At 57.6% G+C, this 19,606-nt stretch carries 17 protein-coding genes and 3 pseudogenes; 10 read left to right on the forward strand and 10 right to left on the reverse strand.

Features of this window, described 5'->3' with window-relative positions:
- Positions 1-450 precede the first annotated feature (450 nt).
- Positions 451-1,968, reverse strand: coding sequence for a nucleobase:cation symporter-2 family protein (locus ACYZTR_RS18455; protein WP_461973127.1), 1,518 nt, complete (start codon positions 1,966-1,968; stop codon positions 451-453).
- A 254-nt stretch (positions 1,969-2,222) separates the two neighbouring features.
- Between ACYZTR_RS18455 and ACYZTR_RS18460 the strand changes: the two genes are divergently transcribed.
- A complete protein-coding gene (locus ACYZTR_RS18460) occupies positions 2,223-2,510 on the forward strand; it encodes a BrnT family toxin (protein WP_461973129.1) in 288 nt (95 codons plus the stop codon).
- On the forward strand, positions 2,507-2,839 hold the full coding sequence (locus ACYZTR_RS18465) for a BrnA antitoxin family protein (protein ID WP_461973131.1): 333 nt from the start codon (positions 2,507-2,509) through the stop codon (positions 2,837-2,839). The genes ACYZTR_RS18460 and ACYZTR_RS18465 overlap by 4 nt, the downstream gene beginning before the upstream one ends.
- A 63-nt stretch (positions 2,840-2,902) precedes the next feature.
- Here ACYZTR_RS18465 and ACYZTR_RS18470 read toward each other — a convergent pair whose 3' ends face one another.
- The 3 genes from ACYZTR_RS18470 to ACYZTR_RS18480 all read right to left on the reverse strand — a co-directional run bounded on the left by ACYZTR_RS18470 (position 2,903) and on the right by ACYZTR_RS18480 (position 7,306).
- The gene (locus ACYZTR_RS18470) at positions 2,903-3,730 is read right to left on the reverse strand and encodes an arylamine N-acetyltransferase family protein (protein WP_461973133.1); all 828 of its coding nucleotides are present in this window, start codon (positions 3,728-3,730) and stop codon (positions 2,903-2,905) included.
- Between the two features lie 112 nt (positions 3,731-3,842).
- A complete protein-coding gene (locus ACYZTR_RS18475; RefSeq protein ID WP_461973135.1) occupies positions 3,843-4,637 on the reverse strand; it encodes an exodeoxyribonuclease III in 795 nt (264 codons plus the stop codon).
- Between the two features lie 98 nt (positions 4,638-4,735).
- Complete coding sequence (locus ACYZTR_RS18480; RefSeq protein WP_461973137.1) at positions 4,736-7,306, reverse strand: bifunctional diguanylate cyclase/phosphodiesterase; 2,571 nt, start codon at positions 7,304-7,306, stop codon at positions 4,736-4,738.
- Between the two features lie 239 nt (positions 7,307-7,545).
- On the opposite strand from ACYZTR_RS18480, the pseudogene ACYZTR_RS18485 reads away from it, so the two are divergent.
- Together ACYZTR_RS18485 and ACYZTR_RS18490 are read left to right on the forward strand one after the other, a co-directional pair.
- Positions 7,546-7,918 (forward strand): annotated as a pseudogene (locus ACYZTR_RS18485) (GNAT family N-acetyltransferase).
- Between the two features lie 128 nt (positions 7,919-8,046).
- Positions 8,047-8,364, forward strand: coding sequence for a hypothetical protein (locus ACYZTR_RS18490; RefSeq protein WP_461973139.1), 318 nt, complete (start codon positions 8,047-8,049; stop codon positions 8,362-8,364).
- Between the two features lie 154 nt (positions 8,365-8,518).
- Here the strand turns inward: ACYZTR_RS18490 and ACYZTR_RS18495 are convergent.
- The 5 genes and pseudogenes from ACYZTR_RS18495 to ACYZTR_RS18515 form a co-directional block, all read right to left on the reverse strand.
- Positions 8,519-9,454, reverse strand: a pseudogene (locus tag ACYZTR_RS18495) (DUF1254 domain-containing protein); the annotation flags it as partial.
- A gap of 125 nt (positions 9,455-9,579) precedes the next feature.
- Positions 9,580-11,151: a sensor domain-containing diguanylate cyclase gene (locus tag ACYZTR_RS18500; protein WP_461973141.1), complete on the reverse strand. Its 1,572-nt coding sequence runs from the start codon at positions 11,149-11,151 to the stop codon at positions 9,580-9,582.
- A complete protein-coding gene (locus ACYZTR_RS18505) occupies positions 11,103-11,858 on the reverse strand; it encodes a hypothetical protein (protein ID WP_461973143.1) in 756 nt (251 codons plus the stop codon). Before ACYZTR_RS18505 ends, ACYZTR_RS18500 begins: the two co-directional genes overlap by 49 nt.
- Positions 11,859-12,100: 242 nt before the next feature.
- Positions 12,101-12,301, reverse strand: a pseudogene (locus ACYZTR_RS18510) (hypothetical protein); the annotation flags it as partial.
- A 42-nt stretch (positions 12,302-12,343) separates the two neighbouring features.
- Positions 12,344-14,095: a L,D-transpeptidase family protein gene (locus tag ACYZTR_RS18515; protein WP_461973145.1), complete on the reverse strand. Its 1,752-nt coding sequence runs from the start codon at positions 14,093-14,095 to the stop codon at positions 12,344-12,346.
- 81 nt (positions 14,096-14,176) lie between these two features.
- Between ACYZTR_RS18515 and ACYZTR_RS18520 the strand changes: the two genes are divergently transcribed.
- The 3 genes from ACYZTR_RS18520 (at position 14,177) to ACYZTR_RS18530 (ending at position 16,368) form a co-directional block, all read left to right on the forward strand.
- Entirely contained in the window at positions 14,177-14,878 is a 702-nt protein-coding gene (locus ACYZTR_RS18520) for a murein L,D-transpeptidase catalytic domain family protein (protein WP_461973147.1), read from the forward strand.
- A 173-nt stretch (positions 14,879-15,051) separates the two neighbouring features.
- Positions 15,052-15,519, forward strand: coding sequence for a hypothetical protein (locus ACYZTR_RS18525; protein ID WP_461973149.1), 468 nt, complete (start codon positions 15,052-15,054; stop codon positions 15,517-15,519).
- Positions 15,520-15,612: 93 nt separating this feature from the next.
- A complete protein-coding gene (locus tag ACYZTR_RS18530) occupies positions 15,613-16,368 on the forward strand; it encodes a transporter substrate-binding domain-containing protein (RefSeq protein ID WP_461979787.1) in 756 nt (251 codons plus the stop codon).
- A gap of 113 nt (positions 16,369-16,481) precedes the next feature.
- Here ACYZTR_RS18530 and ACYZTR_RS18535 read toward each other — a convergent pair whose 3' ends face one another.
- Entirely contained in the window at positions 16,482-16,691 is a 210-nt protein-coding gene (locus ACYZTR_RS18535; protein ID WP_461973151.1) for a hypothetical protein, read from the reverse strand.
- Positions 16,692-17,012: 321 nt separating this feature from the next.
- On the opposite strand from ACYZTR_RS18535, the gene ACYZTR_RS18540 reads away from it, so the two are divergent.
- From ACYZTR_RS18540 to tal, 3 genes are all read left to right on the forward strand, one after another.
- Complete coding sequence (locus ACYZTR_RS18540; protein ID WP_461973153.1) at positions 17,013-17,282, forward strand: short-chain dehydrogenase; 270 nt, start codon at positions 17,013-17,015, stop codon at positions 17,280-17,282.
- Between the two features lie 211 nt (positions 17,283-17,493).
- Positions 17,494-18,489 carry a tRNA dihydrouridine(20/20a) synthase DusA gene (gene dusA, locus ACYZTR_RS18545; RefSeq protein ID WP_461973155.1) on the forward strand — a complete coding sequence of 332 codons (996 nt, stop codon included), beginning with the start codon at positions 17,494-17,496 and terminating at the stop codon, positions 18,487-18,489.
- A gap of 178 nt (positions 18,490-18,667) precedes the next feature.
- On the forward strand, positions 18,668-19,594 hold the full coding sequence (gene tal, locus ACYZTR_RS18550; protein WP_461973157.1) for a transaldolase: 927 nt from the start codon (positions 18,668-18,670) through the stop codon (positions 19,592-19,594).
- The last annotated feature ends 12 nt before the right edge of the window (positions 19,595-19,606 follow it).

Raw genomic sequence — 19,606 nt, forward strand, 5'->3', positions numbered from 1 at the left:
CGGTCGTTCGCATCAACATGGCCTATAACGCTTTCTCTCGTTCGGCCCTTCGTCAAAAAAAAAGACTACTACGGCCTCTGCTGACTTCTCGCTCCGGCTGGCGCCGTCGCCCTTTCAGGCACAAGGCAAGATCTCCCCAGGTAAGAACGCAATCCTTCCCCGCACAACCGCCGGATTTACGCTGCCTGACCCTTGACCACAAGAGCTTCGCGGTTTGCTGCCCGCTCGCCCTGATCGGCATCGCCTTATATCCGGTTCTTGTCCATCGGCTCACGGTTTCGATTCACGCTTCCTCCCCACACTCGGTCACCCTCATGCAGTTGCGCTTCACTTCGTTCGCTGTGGTCAGCTTACGGCGGGACTTTCACCCACAAGATTGCGCCCATGCTGGGCGCACAGCAAAAAGGCCGACCTGTCTATTCAACAGATCGGCCTTTTAGTTAGCTGCCGTTACACATGCTCACTGCTTTTCGAATGCACCGCCCGCGGCTCCGTCGAACCATGGTCCGCCTCTACCACCGGAATCTCATTCCCGTCGCAGTCGCGCAGTTTACCTTCGCTGAAGTAATCCCCTTCGCGCAGCGCCGCCAGATCCTGATAGCGCAGGACACGCTCAGTACCGGCCGCGAACACCGATTGCTGATCCGAATTACCGGCGGTGAGGTGGTTGAAGGTCAGGTTGAGTACGATGGCCATGATTGCCGAGGAGCTGATGCCTGAATGGAAGATCGTTGCGAACCAGCTTGGGAAGTGGTCGTAGAAATTCGGCGCAGCGATGGGGATCATGCCGAAACCGATGGAGGTGGCGACGATGATCAGGTTGACGTTGTTGCGGTAGTCGACCTTGGACAGCGTACGAATCCCGCTGGCTGCCACGGTGCCGAACAGCACGATACCGGCGCCGCCGAGAACAGAAGTCGGTACCGCGGCGATGACCCGGCCCATAAACGGTAGCAAGCCGAGGACCACCAGAAACACACCACCGGTAGCCACCACGAAGCGGCTCTTGATGCCGGTCACCGCCACTAGCCCGACGTTCTGGGCGAAGGCGCTTTGGGTAAAGGAGCCGAAGATCGGCGCGATCATGCTCGACAGCATGTCGGCGCGCAGGCCGTTGCCCAAGCGTTTGGAGTCGACCTTGGTGTCGATGATTTCACCCACCGCGAGGATGTCCGCCGAGGTTTCCACCAGGGTCACCATGACGACGATGCACATCGACAGGATCGCGGCGAAGTGAAAGGTCGGCATGCCGAAATGGAAGGGTGTCGGGAAGCCGAACATCGGACCCTGGGTGACGGACGAGAAGTCTGCCATGCCGAGGAACACTGCGATCACCGTACCGATGACCATGGCCAACAGAATCGACAATCGAGAGATGGTCGCGCTGCCGATCTTGCTCAACAGCAGCACCAACATCAGCGTCACGGCCGCCAGACCGATGTTCGCCATGCTGCCGAAGTCCGGGGCGTGGCTGTTGCCGCCCATGGCCCAGCGTGCGGCTACCGGCATCAGCGTCAGGCCGATGGTGGTGATTACGATGCCCGTCACCAACGGCGGGAAAAACTTGGTAATGCGTGAGAATACCGGCGTGATCAGCAAACCAATCAAAGAGGCGGCAATCACCGCCCCGAGAATCGATTGAAACCCGCCCTCCCCGCCACTGCTGACAATCGCCACCATCGTCGCGACGCCAGAGAAAGACACGCCCTGTACCAGCGGCAATTGGCAGCCGAAAAACGGTAAACCCAGCGTCTGCAGTAATGTCGCCAACCCACCCGCAAACAATGAAGCAGCAATCAACAAACCGATGTCCGCCGGCGAGAGCCCGGCCGCCTGGCCGATGATCAAAGGCACTGCGACGATGCCGCCGTACATGGTCAGAACGTGTTGCAGGCCGTAAGCCATATTCGCGCCGACACCGAGATTTTCGTCCTCAGGCCGTTGGTGTGAAACAGGGGGCGTTTTCATGGTGTGGGGGGTTCCCTGGTTTTTGTTGTGCGCACACTGTATGCAAGAGTCAGGACAAATGTCTATAGAGTTGTATACAACTAATCAGTCAAATTATGGACACCTGTCCACGCGGTCCTTTACCTGCGCACCTCCCCCTCCAAAAACTTTTGAAATACATCCTTTCTTTGCCTCCTTCTTCGCCCGCTAGTCTTGGGAGTTCAAAGCGACCGCCGGCACGGACGCCTCTCGCTTATACATATAAAGTATGCATAATGAAGCCATTCGAAATTCAGTATCACAAGGCAAAGAACGCAGCTAACAAATTAAAGCATCAAGGAATCAGCCTCGCGGAAACCGAGGCCGTGTTTTATGACGAGAGAGCCCTCTCGTTGCAAGACAACCATCACGATGAGCAGCGGTGGATCATCATGGGTCAGGATGCCAGAGGTCGTTTGTTGGTCGTCGCGTACACCTATCGAGATCCGAATTTCGTTCGAATCCTTTCTGCGCGCATCGCCACCAAAAGCGAGCGCCGGCGCTATACGGAGGTTGATCAATGAAAGACGAATACGACTTCAGCAATGCCAAGCGCGGAGCAGTTGCTTCTGGCAAAGGCAAAACCCGAATTACCATCATGCTGGATGATGTTGTCATAGAGGCTGCTCGCTCTATGGCCGAGAGCGAGGGATTTGGCTATCAGACGGTAATCAACAACACCTTGCGCCAGGCCTTGCTCACCGATAAAGGCAAAACGGCTGAGTCGGATCAGTGCACCGCTGTGGCGAACGCGGGACATTTCAAAGAAGGGATTACGACCTCCGAACTGCGCAGTCTGGAGAAAAAACTCTCAGAGGTACTCAGCGAAATCCATCGAGTGATGGAGTCTTGATCCTGCCTCATGAACACTGTCGAGCGATTCACGCCCGAGTGCCGCTGTTTGGTACTAAAGCTGCTAGCTTGATTCAATCAGCCCCTCAAATACCTGCTTCAACCCGGCATGCACCGGCACCCGAATTCCGAACTCACGCTCCAGTAACCCGATCAACTCATCCACATCCGCCACTTGCCTGCGCTCAGTCTCACTGCCGATACGATGAATCGCAAAACTCCCGTTATTCAGTGTGCGGCGCCATCCCTCCCCTGTGCGCGCCACCATCAGCTGTCTGGCGAAAGACGATTCGGGATGGGTCGAGACATACCAGTTGCCGACGGCGTAATCGATGTCCTGCTGGCGCTGTAAATCGAAAATGTACATCGCCCGCCACTCGCCGGCGACGTTGGCACGGAGGGTGTAGCCATCCTCATGCCGTTCAATGCGATAGGGTTCGTGAGGTGTGAGCTGTTCAGCCGAGGTATCGAGCATCAGCGGTGCGGTGGGCACCATGCCGCCGAAGCCGACGTCGGTGATGTAGCGCACGCCTTCCAGTGTTACCAGGCTCAAACGGTGCGTACGGGCGGTCCACGCGTCTTCGGGTTGGCCCATGACCACTCGGCCGGAGATGCCGCGAGCATCGAAGCCCAGCTCCTGGAGCAAGACCAGAAACAGGTAGTTGAGTTCGTAGCAGTAACCACCGCGGCCATCGCGCAGGACCTTTTGCTCGATGGACGGCAGGTCCATGAGCACAGGCTGGCCCGATAACGTACTGAGGTTTTCGAACGGGAAGGCACCGGTGTGGCGCAGTTGAAGTTGGCGCAGGGTTTCCAGATTCGGCGCCGGGGGCGCGTCGAAGCCCAGACGCTGCAAGTACAACGCTCGGTTCGTCAGGTGTGGCTCGCTCATTGCTCTGTCCTTATGCAGGGTGCCGCGGATCTCTCCGCCGATGGGCGCCATGTATAAGGGATAAAGCGGTTCGACTGACAATTGATTTAACCAATCGCCGCACACATAAAGATCAACGCCGTTTGCGCGAACTCAACCGAATCCACGTCGGCGCGTGATCGCTGGCATGCGGCTCATTGCGAACCCAGGCATCCACTCCGGCCTCATGCAGATAAGGGCTCAGCGCCGGGTTAAGCAACAGATGATCAATGCGCAGCCCTGAGTTTTTCTGCCAGTGCTGGCGAAAGTAATCCCAGAAGGTATAGAGCCGATCCTCCGGATACAGTTGACGCAAGGAATCGGTCCAGCCCTGGGCCAACAGGCGCTGATAACACTCGCGGCTTTCAGGTTGCAGCAACGCATCCTTCAGCCAGGATCGCGGGTTGTAGATGTCCAGGTCGGTGGGCACCACGTTGTAGTCACCGGCCAGCACCACGGGATGCTCACTGGCCTGAAGCGTCTGCGCGTAGTGGATCAGCCGCTCGAACCACGCCAGCTTGTAATCAAACTTCGGCCCCGGCTGCGGGTTGCCATTGGGCAGGTACAGGCAGCCCACCAGAATCCCGTGCACGGCGGCCTCCAGATACCGGCTATGGGTGTCGCTGTCATCGCCCGGCAGACCTCGACGACTCTCCAGCGGCTGTGCATCCCGCGCCAGAATCGCCACCCCGTTCCACGAAGACTGACCTTGCCAGATTGCGCCGTAGCCAGCGGCCTCAAGCTCGGCGGCGGGGAATGCACTGTCGACCGACTTGAGCTCCTGCAAACAGGCAATGTCCGGCTGCTCTCGCTCAAGCCAGGCCAGCAAGTTCGGCAGCCGGGCGCGCATGCCGTTGACGTTGAACGTCGCGATTCTCAGGTTCTTCATGTTCCAACGCTCGCAATGGCGGGTCGATATCCAGTTGTGACCGGGGCGCGCTCCGGCAGTTGCCATCGCGAGCGCGACAGGCGACTAAAGGCACGCCCCTACACTGGAAACTCGTCCTGCGACGCCTTGAGCAACGGCAGCAACGCCTGCTTTTCCATGGGTCGACTCAAGTAGAATCCCTGCACCTCATGGCACTGATCCGAGATCAGGAAGTCCATTTGCTCCAGGGTTTCGACCCCTTCTGCCGTCACGGTCAGGCCCATGGCCTTGCCCAGGTTGATGATTGCCTGCACCACGGCGCGGTCATTACCGCCGCTGCTCATGGACGAGATGAAGCGCTTGTCGATCTTGATCCCGTCGAACGGGTATGTGCGCAGGTAACCCAAGGACGAATAACCGGTGCCGAAGTCGTCCATGTTCAATCGCACACCCAGCTCCTTGAGCGCATTCATGGTCGCCAACGCGCCCTCCACATCAATGAGCATCACGTTTTCAGTGATCTCCAGTTCCAGGCGACTGGCCGGTAAACGGGTCTGGATCAACGCCTCCCTGACGTCCTCCACCACATCGCTGCGGGCAAATTGAACAGGCGACAAATTGACCGACACCATCAACGCACCGGGCCAGGTCAGGGCCGTTTGACAGGCTTCGCGCAACACCCAACGCCCCAACGGCACGATCAGGTCAGTCTGCTCGGCCAATGGGATAAAAGCGTCGGGGCTCAGCAGCCCCTGTTCCGGATGCTGCCAGCGCAGCAACGCTTCCACCGAGACAACCTGCTTGCCGCCCATGTTGTAGCGCGGCTGGTAATGCATCACGAACTCGTTGTTCTGGATCGCCCGGCGCAGGTCGTTTTCCAGTTGCCGGCGGTGCTGGATCTGATCGTTCATGTGCGGCGCAAAGTAGCTCCAGGTCCTCTTGCCATCGGATTTAGCCTGATACAGCGCAATGTCGGCACACCGGATCAACTCATGGGGGATGTGACCCTGACGCCGACTCAAGGCGACACCGATGCTCGCCCCGATGTGCAGCGTGTGATGCTCGTAATGAATCGGCTGGTGCAGGCTCTTGAGCAAGCGCTCGCAGAACCGGTCGATTTCAGCGTGGCTGTCCATGCCGTTGAGCACCAGCACAAACTCATCACCACCGAGCCGAGCGACCAGATCAATGTCCCGCGTGCACTCGCGCAATCGGGTGGCAACTTCCAGCAGCACTGCGTCGCCGGCCGGGTGGCCGAGGGAATCGTTGATCGGCTTGAAGTTGTCCAGATCGATCATCAACAGCGCCAGCGCCGCCGAATGCTCTTTCTGCGCCAGGGCCTCATCGAGGAAACGCGCCAGCTTGTTGCGATTCGGCAGCCCCGTCAGGGCATCGTGCAACGACAGATGCTGGATCTGGGCATGGGCGGCGACTTCATCGGTGACGTCGCTGGCCGTCCCGCGATAGCCCAGCACCGCACCCTTGCGATGGATGGGTCGTGCCGAAACCCGGCAAATACGCTGTTGCCCCAACTGGTCGCGATAGGAGCAGCGCAAATGGCTGACGGGCTGTTCTTCATTGAGCTTATGCAGCCACAGCGACAAGGGAATCGTATCGCAATTGAGCAATTGCCCGATGTCCCGCCCTATCCATTGCTGATCGGAATAACCGGTGACGGTGGCGAAACGTCCTGACAGATAAGAGATGCAATGTTTGTCGTCGATTTCCCAGATCCAGTCGGAAGCGGCTTCAGCCACTGCACGAAAACGTTCTTCACTGGCCTCCAGCGCCTGGTTCGATAAATCGAGGTTGGTGTAGCTGGCATCCACCTGCCCGGACGTGCGTAAGACATGTTGGAAGAAATAAGCCGTTAACAACGCCAGCACCCACAGCGCGCCGCCCAATGGCGGCAGCAGCGACCAGAGCAATTGATGACCCGGTTGTTCAAGTCGGGACACCAGGCTGTAGCCGGTACCCGCCAGTGCCACGGCTGGCCTGCCGGGCGCGATGGCGTCATCAGGCGCCAGGTTTAAATCATGCAAACCGTAATCGGTGCTCAGGGCGCTGAGCTTGTCAGGGCTTAATGGGTCGACGAACACCAACACCGACGTGCTTTGAGGATCGGCCGCCGGCCTTTCGTCATTGGGGACGATCGCGGCAGCCGTCAGCAATGCCGGTTTGCCCTCGAACAACGTGAACTGGCTGACGGGATCAATGAGGCTTTCCTGACTCTGGACTGCCTGTATCAGCGTCGCCATCGATGCCGAAAGATAGGTGGTCGCAGCCTCCTGCACCTGAAGCCCACGCACCACGGCGTACTTGGTTTGCTGATGATCGACCACGAAGACGCCATCGTAGTGATCGATGCTGAACAAGGTTTTGCCCAGGTTCTGCTCGACGTAGGCCCATTGCACATCGACCTTGTCGTTCAAATGGTCGTAGGCGCTCGTCCAGTTTGCATAACTGGCGACGTAGCTTTTCGAGGCGGTGATGCGGTTTTCCAGCGCACGCTGGGTGTAGAAAGTGGTCTTGGCCAGGTCCTGGGCGTCCAGCCGCCCGGCAATGTTGAACAAGGCTAACAGGGCGATCAGCACACCCAGAACAAACAGCAGGCCGACGGCAAACACCAGGCTGCGGGTGATCGGCGTATGACGGGGAGCGACGACGGGGGTAACGGCGGTCATATCCATGCACTTGATCCTGTCAATCGATTGCCTGATCGGGATGCGACGCTCGCAATGCTTTTTTACCAGGGCACTCGCCGAACGTTCACTGACCATAGCAGCCATGCTAGGGCTCTGGCGCCTGGATAACGCAAGTCATTGCCGCAATTGAATAACCGTTAACTCAACCATTGCCAAAACGACGGCCGCTACCCTGTAATTGCACGCATCGCCCGCGAACCTTTTGATGCCGAGATTGCTTGCTCATGGACACACTGGAAGGTCAACGAATCTGCCTGCGCCCGCTGCAATTGAGTGATGCCGATGTACTGGTCAATGCTGCGCGGGACGGTGAACTGTGGAACCTGACCGTCACCGTTGTGCCCTCCCCGACCACCGTCGACAGCTACCTCAAGAAAGCCCTCGACGGCCGCGATGCCGGCACGGTCCAACCCTACGTCATTGTGCTCAAGGACACCGGCGAGGTGAATCCTCAGGCTCGGCGCACACCAAGAAGGCATCGTGCGCCACGAACGGGTCATGCCGGATGGACGCAAGCGCAATTCAGTACGGTTCAGCATCATTGATGATGAGTGGCCGCTGGTGCGGCAGAACCTTGAGCAGAAGCTGGCCGAATAAAAACTTTCGCTGACACCTGCGCGAGGCTTTCGCCTGAAACGCACCCCGACCACTCGTCAACCAACCGGCACCAACCGCCCAGCCCTTCACACCAACATCAGGTAACGACTCATCTTTGGAGACTTACCATGATGATCATCAAAGTCACCTCGCTGTTATTGGCTGGAGTGCTGTCCGTCGCATCCATGGCCACGTTTGCAGCCTCCGGCGATGGCGCTGACGCTACCGGAACCCAGTCTGGCTCCACCGGCGGTTCGACCATGGCACCCGACAACAACCCGGGCGAACCTTCAGGCGGTCACAACGCTGACGGCGGCAATGGTGGATCGGGCTCGTCGAGCGGCGACAATGGCGGCAACGGTGGAAACAGCGGCTCTGGCGCGGGTGGTGGCACGGGTGCGGCGGGGGGAGGAACGGGCGGTGCCGGAGGCGGGACAGGCAGCTGAACGCGTAGAGGCAGCCGATGATGATAGATCGCCGGCGGCTGTCAGTTGGGTTTGTTAATCACCGGCTTGTGACCACCGGCAGGTTCCACTTGCCGTTCCAACACCTCGGGCTTGAGCCCATACAAACGCGTGGTCAGGTTGAACCCACTCTTCGGCCGTTGACCACGCGCGTGAGTGTTGGAATCTTCCACGTCATCAGCGTCTGCGCGTCTTCGGGCACGGTCTGAAGCGCTGCTTTGATTTCAGGCTCCAGCGCATCCATGTTGAACGATTTTCCGGGTTCGAGACCGATACGCTTCATCTGCGCCAGGATCGGTTGATCGGTGATGTGCGCAGGGTGCTTTTTGAGCAACTGGACGGCGTAGGCGAAGTAGTCGGCCACCGACATGGTATCGACCTGGATCTTTGGCGGGGTCTTCAGGTCCACGGTCGGGTCGCCTTTCACGCTGGCAGGCTCGGGGCTTTTACCCAGCAGGGACAACGGGGTCACGGTATAGCCAGACTGAATTTTGTGCACGGCCGCGTCGTCCGCCGCACCGTCGGTGTTAGTGCGGCCAATGACCCATACAAAGGGTGTAGGCGCCGGCAAATGGTTCAGTCCGGCAGGCACCGTCCCGGTCCAGTCCGGCGGTGTCACCAGAAACTGCCCGGCTTGTATACCCGTGGTGCGCCAACCCGGTGAGGCGAACACCTCCGTCCACATGTCGAGCATCGGCAGCATGTAAAAACGCCCAGCCGTATCGGGCGCTGCGATCACCAGCGGTTCTCTGGTCAAATCCAGCCAGGCAATGGAATACACGGTGTCGACGTTCGAGCGCACCACCCCTTTGATATCTGCACGCGGATACTGCGGCACGCTGACAAACCTATTCATCGGACCTTGACCGAATGCCTTGCCCGGTTCGCGAGGGGTGAATTGCTTGCGGGTGATGTCCATGGTCAACAGCGGGTAAAAATAAAGGTAGGCATCCACGCCGATTGCGTGAGCTTCCGTGGCTGTGACTGTCGATTGAGCGTGGCTCGCGAGCGGAAAAATAGCGGTGACTGCAACGGTTAGAGCAACGGCTGTCAATGCTTGAGTTATCAACATTGTGGCGATCGTCCGTGCGGTGGGGAGACCTGCCGGAATCGGCAGGGGTACCGCAACTCTAGACGATCAATTCAAGAGGATCTGACAGGCGGACAGCCGGCTGGCCAAGGTGTTCGAGCTACACCTCAACGATCCGAACGCAGCAGTGCCTCGACACCGCCCTCCATCGACAGCACCGCCGAGCGGTTTCGCCCCGAATGCTTGGCTTGATAAAGCGCCGCGTCCGCTCGTTCGATAAACACGTCCATGCTGTCCCGCCCCGTCGGCACAAACGAATAACAGCCAAGACTGACCGTCACGAATCCCGTGGGTGAACCGCTGTGGATGATGTTCTTGTCCATGACGCTGCGGCGGATCTGCTCGGCAATCACCATCGCGCCGTGAATGTCGGTGTCGGGCAGCAAAACCGCAAACTCTTCACCGCCGTAACGCACGGCCAAATCGGCCTTTCGATGGCAGCACCCCTTCACCGCCCGCGCCACCTCAGCCAGGCAATGGTCCCCCGCCACGTGGCCGTAAGCGTCGTTGTAGGGTTTGAAGTAGTCGATATCGAGCATGATCAGGCTCAGCGAACTCGACTGCCGGGCGCCACGGCCGAACTCGATGTCCAGCGCCCCTTCGAACAACCGGCGATTGGCCAGGCCGGTCAGGCTGTCATGGGTCGCGATCAGCTTCAGCGCTTCCTTCGCCTTGCGCAAATCCGCCTCAACCCGTTCGCCTAGGCGCACCTGATGAAGGAACACCCAACCGAACAGCCCCACGCCCAGCACCACCAGGGCAACGATGACCGTGGAATGAAACGCGGTGTCGTACCAGTCCTTGAGAATCGATTCCCTGGACGAGGCGGCGGACACTACCAGCGGATAAGTGTCGAGCTGACGGTAGCCATGCAACCGCACAACACCATCGACCAGTGAGCTGAACATCGCATTACCGGAGGGCGCGTTGGGCAGCAATTTCTCAAAGATCTCGCTCTTGGCCAGTGATGTGCCGATCAGCGATTCCACAAACGGTCGTCGCGCCAGCAGGGTTCCGTCGGTCAACCCCAAAAACATTGAACCGTTGTCATCAATGCTGAAGCTTTTGAAGAACTGATCGAAGTACGCCATCTCGATTCCGGCCAACAAAACGCCCTGGAAATTGCCATTCTTGTCGTTCACACGCTTGGTTACCGGAATGATCCACTCGCCATTTTTCCGACTGCGAATCGCCGGCCCGATGTGCGCCAGGGAGGAGACGTTCTGCTGGTGGAACTTGAAATAATCGCGATCCGCCACACCCGGGCCGCGTGGCAGATCGTCGAAAGAGGTAACGACCCACTGCCCCTTCTGATCGAACAGAAATATCCCGTGCAATTGATTCAGTGCCTGCACACGCCGGGCGAATGTTTTCTGCAAGCGTGCCTTTTGGGGCGCGCCGAAACCGTCAGCCTGAATCCAGTCCGCCAGGCTGGTCAGCACCAGATCGGCTTGCATGAAGGTGTCTTCGGCCTGCTGCGCCATGGCCCGCGTCAGGTTTGAAGACGCGACTTGCGCCAATGCCAGAGCGTGCCGCCGCGATTGCTCCAGTTGCAGGTAAAGCAAACCGCACAGGCTCAGGCACACGAGCGCAATAAACAGCACCGCTGCTTTGCGCAGCGGTAACCGTTTCAGGGTGACATCCGGGGCGTTGTGCGGATCGTGAAGAGGGATTGGCAAAAGCTCATCCTGCAAGGGTAAGGCATGGGTAGAAGACCCAAAACCCTTATTTTTTGAGAGCTTAGTCTACGGGGGGGTAACGGGCAAATGTCCTTTGGATAGCCGCCGCATCGCACTCTGCAAATGTGCCCGGGCACTTTATACCCAGCGAGTTGCGCGACATTGCCGGCGATGATGTCGTCATCGGTGTTGATCATCTTGTCGATCTCATCCAACGTCACCCGGGGAATGAGTTCACCCGGAATTCTTGAGGAACTGGACAGGTTGTAGACCTGAAAGTCTGCATCCACGACGTACTTCGACAAGATCTCTAACGACGGCAGGATTCGCGTATAAAAATGCTGATCGAGCAGGCATGGCGACGCTAACGTGTCGCTCCCTTCGTAAAAACGGCTCACAGATTGATTCAAGTCGACGCCTACCAAAAACACCTTGGTAAACCCCACGTGATACGCAATCTGCAGAGCCAGATAAGCCACGGTGCGGGCATCAAAAAAACCGCGTTTAAGGTTCTTGCTGAAACCGAGGGTTCTATTGCGGCCATTTCCGAGTTTGCGACTTCTGACGAGTTCTTTATCAGCCCTGAAAACCAGGTCCGTCCAGGAGAATTTGGTCGCTCGGCCGAGTAAATACAGCTCGCCCTCAGGCGCTACCGTCGTATGCCAGATATGCTCTTCCCACAGTGCAACCCGCTGACTGACGCGCATGGCCTGTGAAAACAGTTCGGGCTGCTGCCGGGAAAAGCCTTGATCCGTACAGGCAGGCTCCGTTCATCGTGATCATTGGAATGTCGGCAAACTTTTCCAGCGGAAACTCTTTAGCGGACGCCCCCGAGGCAATGATAAACACAGCTCCTTTTTGAATGTTGCGGCACTCATCGAGGTCATGCGCATGAAGCATACCTGTGATGAGTGACGAGTTTTTTGCGCAACATCCATCTTCAATTTCCCTATCCCTTCACATCGATGATCAGTGACCATTTTGCATTGTGATAGTTTTCAACGGGTGAGCCAACCTTTTGGCTTTGTCCACGCCGGAATCTGCGACGGAGCGCAAAGGCTGGTACCGTGGAAGCGTACCCGTAGACATCGGGCTTAAACATCACTCGACCATCGTTACTCAGGTCCACTGTCCAGTAAGCCAACAGCACGGACCGTATAGGGGACAAACTTATTTAACCAAGCCTGATCCCCTACTGCTGCCTCAACCCCGCCGCCACCACCGAACCCGCCGAAGTGTGTAAATCCAGCACAGGCATTTGCGAAGGCCGATTCAATGCGCGCAACACCGGCGCATCGTATCCATACACATCAGGTTTGAACGCCACCCGACCATCACTGCCCAAATCCACCGTCCAGTACGCCAGCAACACCGGCACCTTCACCGGAAGCCGGATGTTCTCGGTCTTGCCGTTAGCCAGTTGCTTTTGAATGCCTTCGCTATTCCAGCGAACAGGGTCATTGAACAATAGCTCCACGAGTTGCAGCGGGTTCTCTACCCGAATGCAGCCCGAACTGGTGGCGCGGATAGTTTTGGCAAACAACTCGCGATGCGGTGTGTCGTGGAGGTAAATCGCATAGTCGTTGGGAAACCGGATCACCACCTGACCGAGCGAGCTGTCAGGTCCGGCGTCCTGACGCAGGGTGAGGCCGCGCGGATTGCTCCAGTCAACGGTCGACGGATCGAGCACATTGCCTTCTCTGTCAAGTACGCGAATCTGGTTGGCGGCCAGGTAACCTGGATCGTTCTGAACTTTTGGCAACACATCCTGTTTGAGGATCGTCGGCGGCACGGTCCAGGTCGGATTGAAAGTGATGTAAGAAATCTCGGCCTGGAATACCGGTGTATTGCGCACCGGTTTACCGACCTGCACCCGAGAACGCCAGATCGGGTGACCGTCGCGATACATCGCAACCTTGTACCCGGCGATATCCACGATGACGAACGTACCCTGAAGTTTGTAAAGCAGCCAACGCGCCCGCTCCATGTTCACCCGCACCTGATCGATGCGCGCATCAACGGACACATTCAGCGCTGCCAGCGTCGTTGCGCCTGCCATACCATCCGCCCCCAGATATTGCTCGATTTGATACTTTTTAACCGCGCCGGTGACGGCGGCGTCGTAGTTCGTGCCGCGCGTAATTCGCGGGTCCAGAAAACCGCCTGCAGCCAACCTCGCCCGCAACTGCGCGACAGCGGGTTCGTCCATGCCAGGCTTGAGGGAATGGCCCTCAGCAACCTTCGGCCAGCCGCCCATGTCCCGAACCTTGCGCAGTTGCGCCAAAGCTTGACGCAAGCCGACGTAAACCGCTTCCTGCGGCGGCGCTTGAGCAAAGGCACTGGCGACATCATGGTTGTCGAGTGCGGCGAAGAAGTTATTGACGTCGTCGCGGGGATCGACGCCGGACGGGTCGAAATTCCAGTGGATGTCGAGCCGTGAAGGATCGACCTTGCCCCGCCGCAATTGCATCAATGCAGTGATGAAGGTATGAGTCGTCGCCATATCAAAGGCTGCCCGTTGCTCGGGCGTGGCCGACGAGGTCTGCATCGATGACTGAGACCTGACCAGTTCATCAATATGGAAATCCGCCGGGTTCAAACCGTCGGCCTGGGTGTCGTTCAGGCTTTTAATTAACTGGCCGACGTCGCTGTCATTCGACCAGGCCGCGCGATAGGCGCGATGCGTATAAAAATCCATGACCAGGCGGCTGACATCCACCCGCCGATGGCGCGGTGAAGTGAGCAACGGTGGAAATGCTGTTTTCAGTGGCGCCAGCGTGGCCTGAATCGCCTGAGCGACGTTATCGCCCGCTGCGGCTTCCATAACGGTGCTCGACGCAATTGTCGACTCAATCGGCGAAGTTTCGGCGATCGCAGCGCCGCTGATCAGAAAGCCCATAAAAAACACGCGGCTTATGACGAATAACCTTGTTAACTGCCCCATGGATAATCCTTAATCTCCCGCATTCAACGGCTAGCTTTCCACACACTGCTAGACTCGAAACTATCATGATGAGACATCTATATGGCGCCAGAACGCTTCGGCCTCCTACTCACGGCACTGCTGCTGACGATAACGTCAGTACCGTCAGCCTACGCCGATTCGCTCGCGGCCGCCCTCATCAAAGCGGCCCCCAATGCTAACGCCAAGGTGATTGGACTGGCCGTACGCGCAACCCAGTGCAGCATTGCTCAAGGCAAAGCACCTGTCCAAAGACTCGCCGTCATCGACTATTCCCTGCCTTCGACCGAACAACGGTTGTGGGTGTTCGATTTAAAGAAGCGCAAGTTGCTGTTTCATGAACTGGTCGCCCACGGACGCAACAGCGGCGAGAACATGGCAGTCAACTTCTCCAACCAGAATGAAAGCTTTGCCACCAGTATCGGCTTGTACCGCACTCAACAGAGCTATGTCGGACAGAACGGCTATTCGTTGCGCATGGAAGGCCTGGAACCGGGTTTCAATGACAACGCGTTTGACCGGGCAATCGTCATTCATGGTGCACCTTATGTCAGCCCGGTGCTCGCCCGTGCGAATGGACGGATTGGCAGAAGCTTGGGCTGCCCTGCCGTGCGGCCGGCGATTGCTCATCGGCTGATTGATTCGATGAAGGATGGGCAATTGCTGTTTTCGTATTACCCCGATCAGCGTTGGTTGAAGTCTTCTTCGTATATCAATTGCGGCAGCGGCACTGTAGCGGATGCGTCCGGGCCGAATAAGATCTGATAAAAAAGGGCCGCCGCTCAGGCCGCCCTTCTTCGTAACACTATATCCCCTTCATTGAGCTCATTAAAAAGCGGCTCCGCAGGCGCGCCCTCTTATCCAGACATGACGCAAGGCAAAACCTGCATTACCTTGAAAGAGCTACGATTACGCTTACATCACGACAGGGAATCGAAATGAGTAAAGCAGACGAGCTCGCCACGAAACTAAAACAAACCCGGCACATCAGCGCTGATCATGCGATCGACAGTTGGCCCGTCCAAGTCTACGAGCTGTATCACCAGATCGAAGCCTGGCTGTCGCCGCTGACCGAAGTGGGCTTGATCCTGCGGCGCAATCCTACTCACGTGTTCGAAAGCGATCCGGACGGGGAAACCTTCGACTACGCCATCGACCAATTGATAATTGAGGGCAACCATCACACCCTCACTGTCGATCCTGTCGCGCGCTTTACCGCGGATGGCGAGGGACGTGTCGAAGTCCACTCGAAAGGCAACGAACTCGCGCTGGTACGAACCGTGGGTGAACATGGCGAGACGCATTGGTGGCTGCAGACAATCGAGAGTTCCGGGCAACAACCGGACGCGGTAGCGCTGACTGAGCACAATCTACTGGCAGTGGTGCAGGAAGGGCTGGCGCTCTAGACCAATGCCACTACATTGATTGCCGATGCTACCCCCCCACAAAAAGCCCGAGAACAATGAAGAACATAAAAAGCACGATGATGGCTCGGTAGCCTGCTCGCTCTATCCCTTGGCGTTCAGGCACAGGACGGCCCTTCACATCTGGACAGTGTCATCCAACAAGGCCAACTACGCGTGTGTACGACGGGTGACTACAAACCCTATGCCTACAAAGCCGAGGATGGCGAATACAGCGGAATCGACATCGCCATGGCCCGTTCGCTGGCCGACAGCCTGGGCGTCAAAGTCGAGTGGGTGCAAACCACCTGGAAAACCCTGATGCCCGACATGCTGGCGGGTAAATGCGACATCGGCGTCGGCGGCATCTCGGTCACGCTGGAGCGCCAGAAAAAAGCCTTCTTCAGCACCACGCTGGACGTCGACGGCAAAATCCCACTGGTGCGCTGCGAAGTACAGGCGTTGTACCAGACCGTCGAGCAAATCAACCAACCTTCGGTTCGTTTGGTCGAACCGGCAGGCGGCACCAACGAAGCCTTTGTTCACGCCTTTCTACCCAAGGCGCAATTGCGCCTTCACGACAACGTGACCATCTTTCAGGAGCTGCTGGACAAGAAGGCTGACGTGATGATCACCGACGCCTCAGAAGCGCTCTATCAGCAGAAACTCAAACCCGGGCTGTGCGCGGTTAACCCGACGCAATTCATGCAGTATGGCGAGAAGGCTTACTTGCTGCCCCGCGACGACATCACTTGGAAGTTGTATGTCGATCAGTGGTTGCACTTGGCCAAAGTGACCGGCAACTACCAGAACGTTTTGGGTCAGTGGATAGCAAAGCCCTCCCCCAAATAGCCGCCACGCATACGACCCCCTGAAGCAGCTGGCGAAGCCTGCGTCCGGCTGCGCAGCAGTCGCCCTTCAAGAGCAACGCAACGGCAGAAACACCTATGCCGTTGCGTCACACCTTAATCGTCGTGCATCAACCCCGAACTGTACTCACCGAAGCTGCTACCAATCGCGCTTCCGCCAAAATTCAACTTGTTGGGGTTGCTGGGGTTGTGGCCATCAAACGATTGGCAGTCTTCTATAAAACAGCTGCTGGTGCCGACACCCGAGCAGGCGCTCAACAGCAATGCACCGGCGATCAACACGACTTTGAAGAGGTTCGAGATCATTTTTCAGTTCCCTGTGGGTTGGAAGCGCGGTGACCTTAGGGAGTCATCCTAAGCCGCAAGACCATCAGGAATTATGAAATTTTGTTGGGCGACAGCGTTGGTTCAGGTACTGATCTCTTGAGGCAAAAAAACGGCGCTCCCCCAGACAAACCGCTAAAAAAAGCAACGTCCTACACAACACTCGGAATTGTCCGGGCTCATGTCCATTGCTGCGCTTTTGTCACGAAGCCTATAGTCCATCCAGCGCCAAAATGGCGTTTCGGGTTTGGCGACCAGATGCAATTGGAGTGATAGATCCCTTAAATTAATGGAGCTTCACTTATGAACGAATACATGGCGTTAACCAGCAATGCCGACGATCTTCCCTTACTGTATGTGAATACCACGCAACCGCTGCATTCACTGCTTAGCACCGCACGCTATCGAATTGGTGCGGTAACGCAGATTCTGGAAAACCTCGCGATGCGCGGCGACATCACTACGGATTCGGTGATTCTCAGCGACTTCGCAATGCTTTGCTGCATACCCTTGCGCGATGGCTGTGATGTGCTGGATGTCGTTGCGCGACGTATGGATGCTGAGCGGTCCTGACGTCTCAAAGGGGCGCTCTCCTAGGACGCCTCGTTGACCCATCTATCTTAGAAAATGGGGACCGATTTATTTACTCGTAGCGATCCAGCCGATTTCCTCCCATGCCGTTGCTCAGATGCCCTGAACAATCGCAGCAAGACTCGTCTAAGCCCCGCAACCCCAATCCTGATAAACTCCCCACCTCCCAGCCCCACCCATCTCAGAACCGCCAATGCCCCCAATCACCGCCGCACCCGCCCCGCTCTCCCGCCGCTTCTCCGTCGCCCCGATGATGGATTGGACTGATAGGCATTGCAGATTTTTCCTGCGCCTGCTCTCCAAGCACGCGCTCCTCTACACAGAGATGGTCACCACTGGCGCGCTCCTCAACGGCGATCACAACCGCTTCCTGCGTCACAACGAGGCCGAACACCCGCTCGCCCTGCAACTTGGCGGCAGTGTGCCGCTGGACCTGGCGATGTGTGCACGCATGGCGCAGGAGCACGGTTACGACGAGGTAAATCTGAATGTCGGCTGCCCGAGTGATCGGGTGCAGAACAATATGATCGGTGCGTGCCTGATGGGGCATCCGCAGTTGGTGGCTGATTGTGTGAAGGCGATGCGCGATGCGGTGTCGATTCCGGTGACGGTGAAGCATCGGATCGGGATTAATGGGCGGGACAGTTACGAGGCGTTGTGTGATTTCGTCGGCACGGTTCGGGATGCCGGGTGCACGAGTTTTACCGTGCATGCGCGGATTGCGATTCTGGAGGGGTTGTCGCCTAAGGAGAACCGCGACATTCCGCCTCTGCGCTATGACGTGGCGGCGCGGTTGAAGACGGATTTTCCGGAGCTGGAGATTATTCTCAACGGCGGAATCAAGACGCTGGAAGCCTGTCACGAACATTTGCAGACGTTCGACGGTGTGATGCTGGGGCGTGAGGCGTATCACAATCCTTATGTGATGGCTGAGGTGGATCAGCAACTGTTCGGCAGTACGGCGCCGGTGATCAGCCGGGCCGAGGCGCTGGCGCAGTTGCGGCCTTATATAGCGGCGCACATCGATGCGGGCGGCTCGATGCACCATATCACTCGGCATGTGCTGGGGCTGGGCACCGGGTTTCCGGGGGCGCGCAAGTTTCGGCAGTTGTTGTCGGTGGATATTCATAAGGCCAAGGAGCCTTTGGTGTTGCTGGATCAGGCGGCGGAGTTGCTTGAGGGCCGTTAACGGTCGCTTGGGTTGAACCTGCGCCCGGATTTGGCATCGTATTTACCGACACCGCGCCCCGCCTTTCAAACGGCCGTTTTCCGGTTGTTGCCGCTGGGGCCATCGATACGTACACGCACCCTTGAGTGGCTGACAGCGCTCGGGTAATGTCATTAGACCCATAGGACAGAGCACGCCCATGACTTCCAAGCTGGAACAACTCAAACAAATGACTACTGTGGTTGCCGACACCGGCGACTTCGAAGCTATCGCTCGCGTTAAACCCGTGGACGCTACCACCAACCCTTCCCTGCTGCTCAAAGCGGCGGCCATTTCCGGTTATGCCGAGTTGCTGAACGCGTGCGTCAGTGACTGCAAAGGCGATGTTGGCCTGGCCAGCGACCGTTTTGGCGTTGCGGTAGGGCTAGAAATTCTGAAGGTGATCCCGGGCCGGATTTCCACCGAAGTGGATGCGCGTCTGTCGTTCGACACTGACGCCGTATTGAAGCGTGCGCACCGTCTGATCGACCTGTACGACAAGGCCGGCATTGGCCGTGACCGCGTGCTGATCAAGATCGCTTCTACCTGGGAAGGTATCCGCGCTGCCGAGATTCTGGAAAAGGAAGGCATCCAGACCAACCTGACGTTGCTGTTCTCGTTCGCTCAGGCTGCGGCGTGTGCTGATGCAGGGGTGTTCCTGATTTCGCCGTTCGTAGGTCGTATCTACGACTGGTACAAGAAGGCCAACGGCAACGACTACACCGGCGCGGATGATCCGGGCGTGCAGTCGGTGACGCGCATCTACAACTACTACAAGGCCAATGACTACAAGACTGTGGTGATGGGCGCAAGCTTCCGCAACCTGAATCAGATCGAGCAGCTGGCCGGTTGCGACCGTCTGACCATCAGCCCGGATTTGATTGATAAGCTGGCAGCGGATACTGGCAAGCTGGAGCGCAAATTGGCGCCGGGTCATGCCGGTGAAGCGCGTTTGAGCCTGAATGAAGCGCAGTTCCGTTGGTTGTCCAACGAGGACGCGATGGCGACCGAGAAACTGGCTGAGGGTATTCGTCAGTTTGCTCGCGACCAGGAAAAGCTTGAGGCGTTGTTGCAAGCCAAGTTGTGATTTGATTTAGCT

This window comes from Pseudomonas sp. Hz4 (assembly GCF_054898165.1).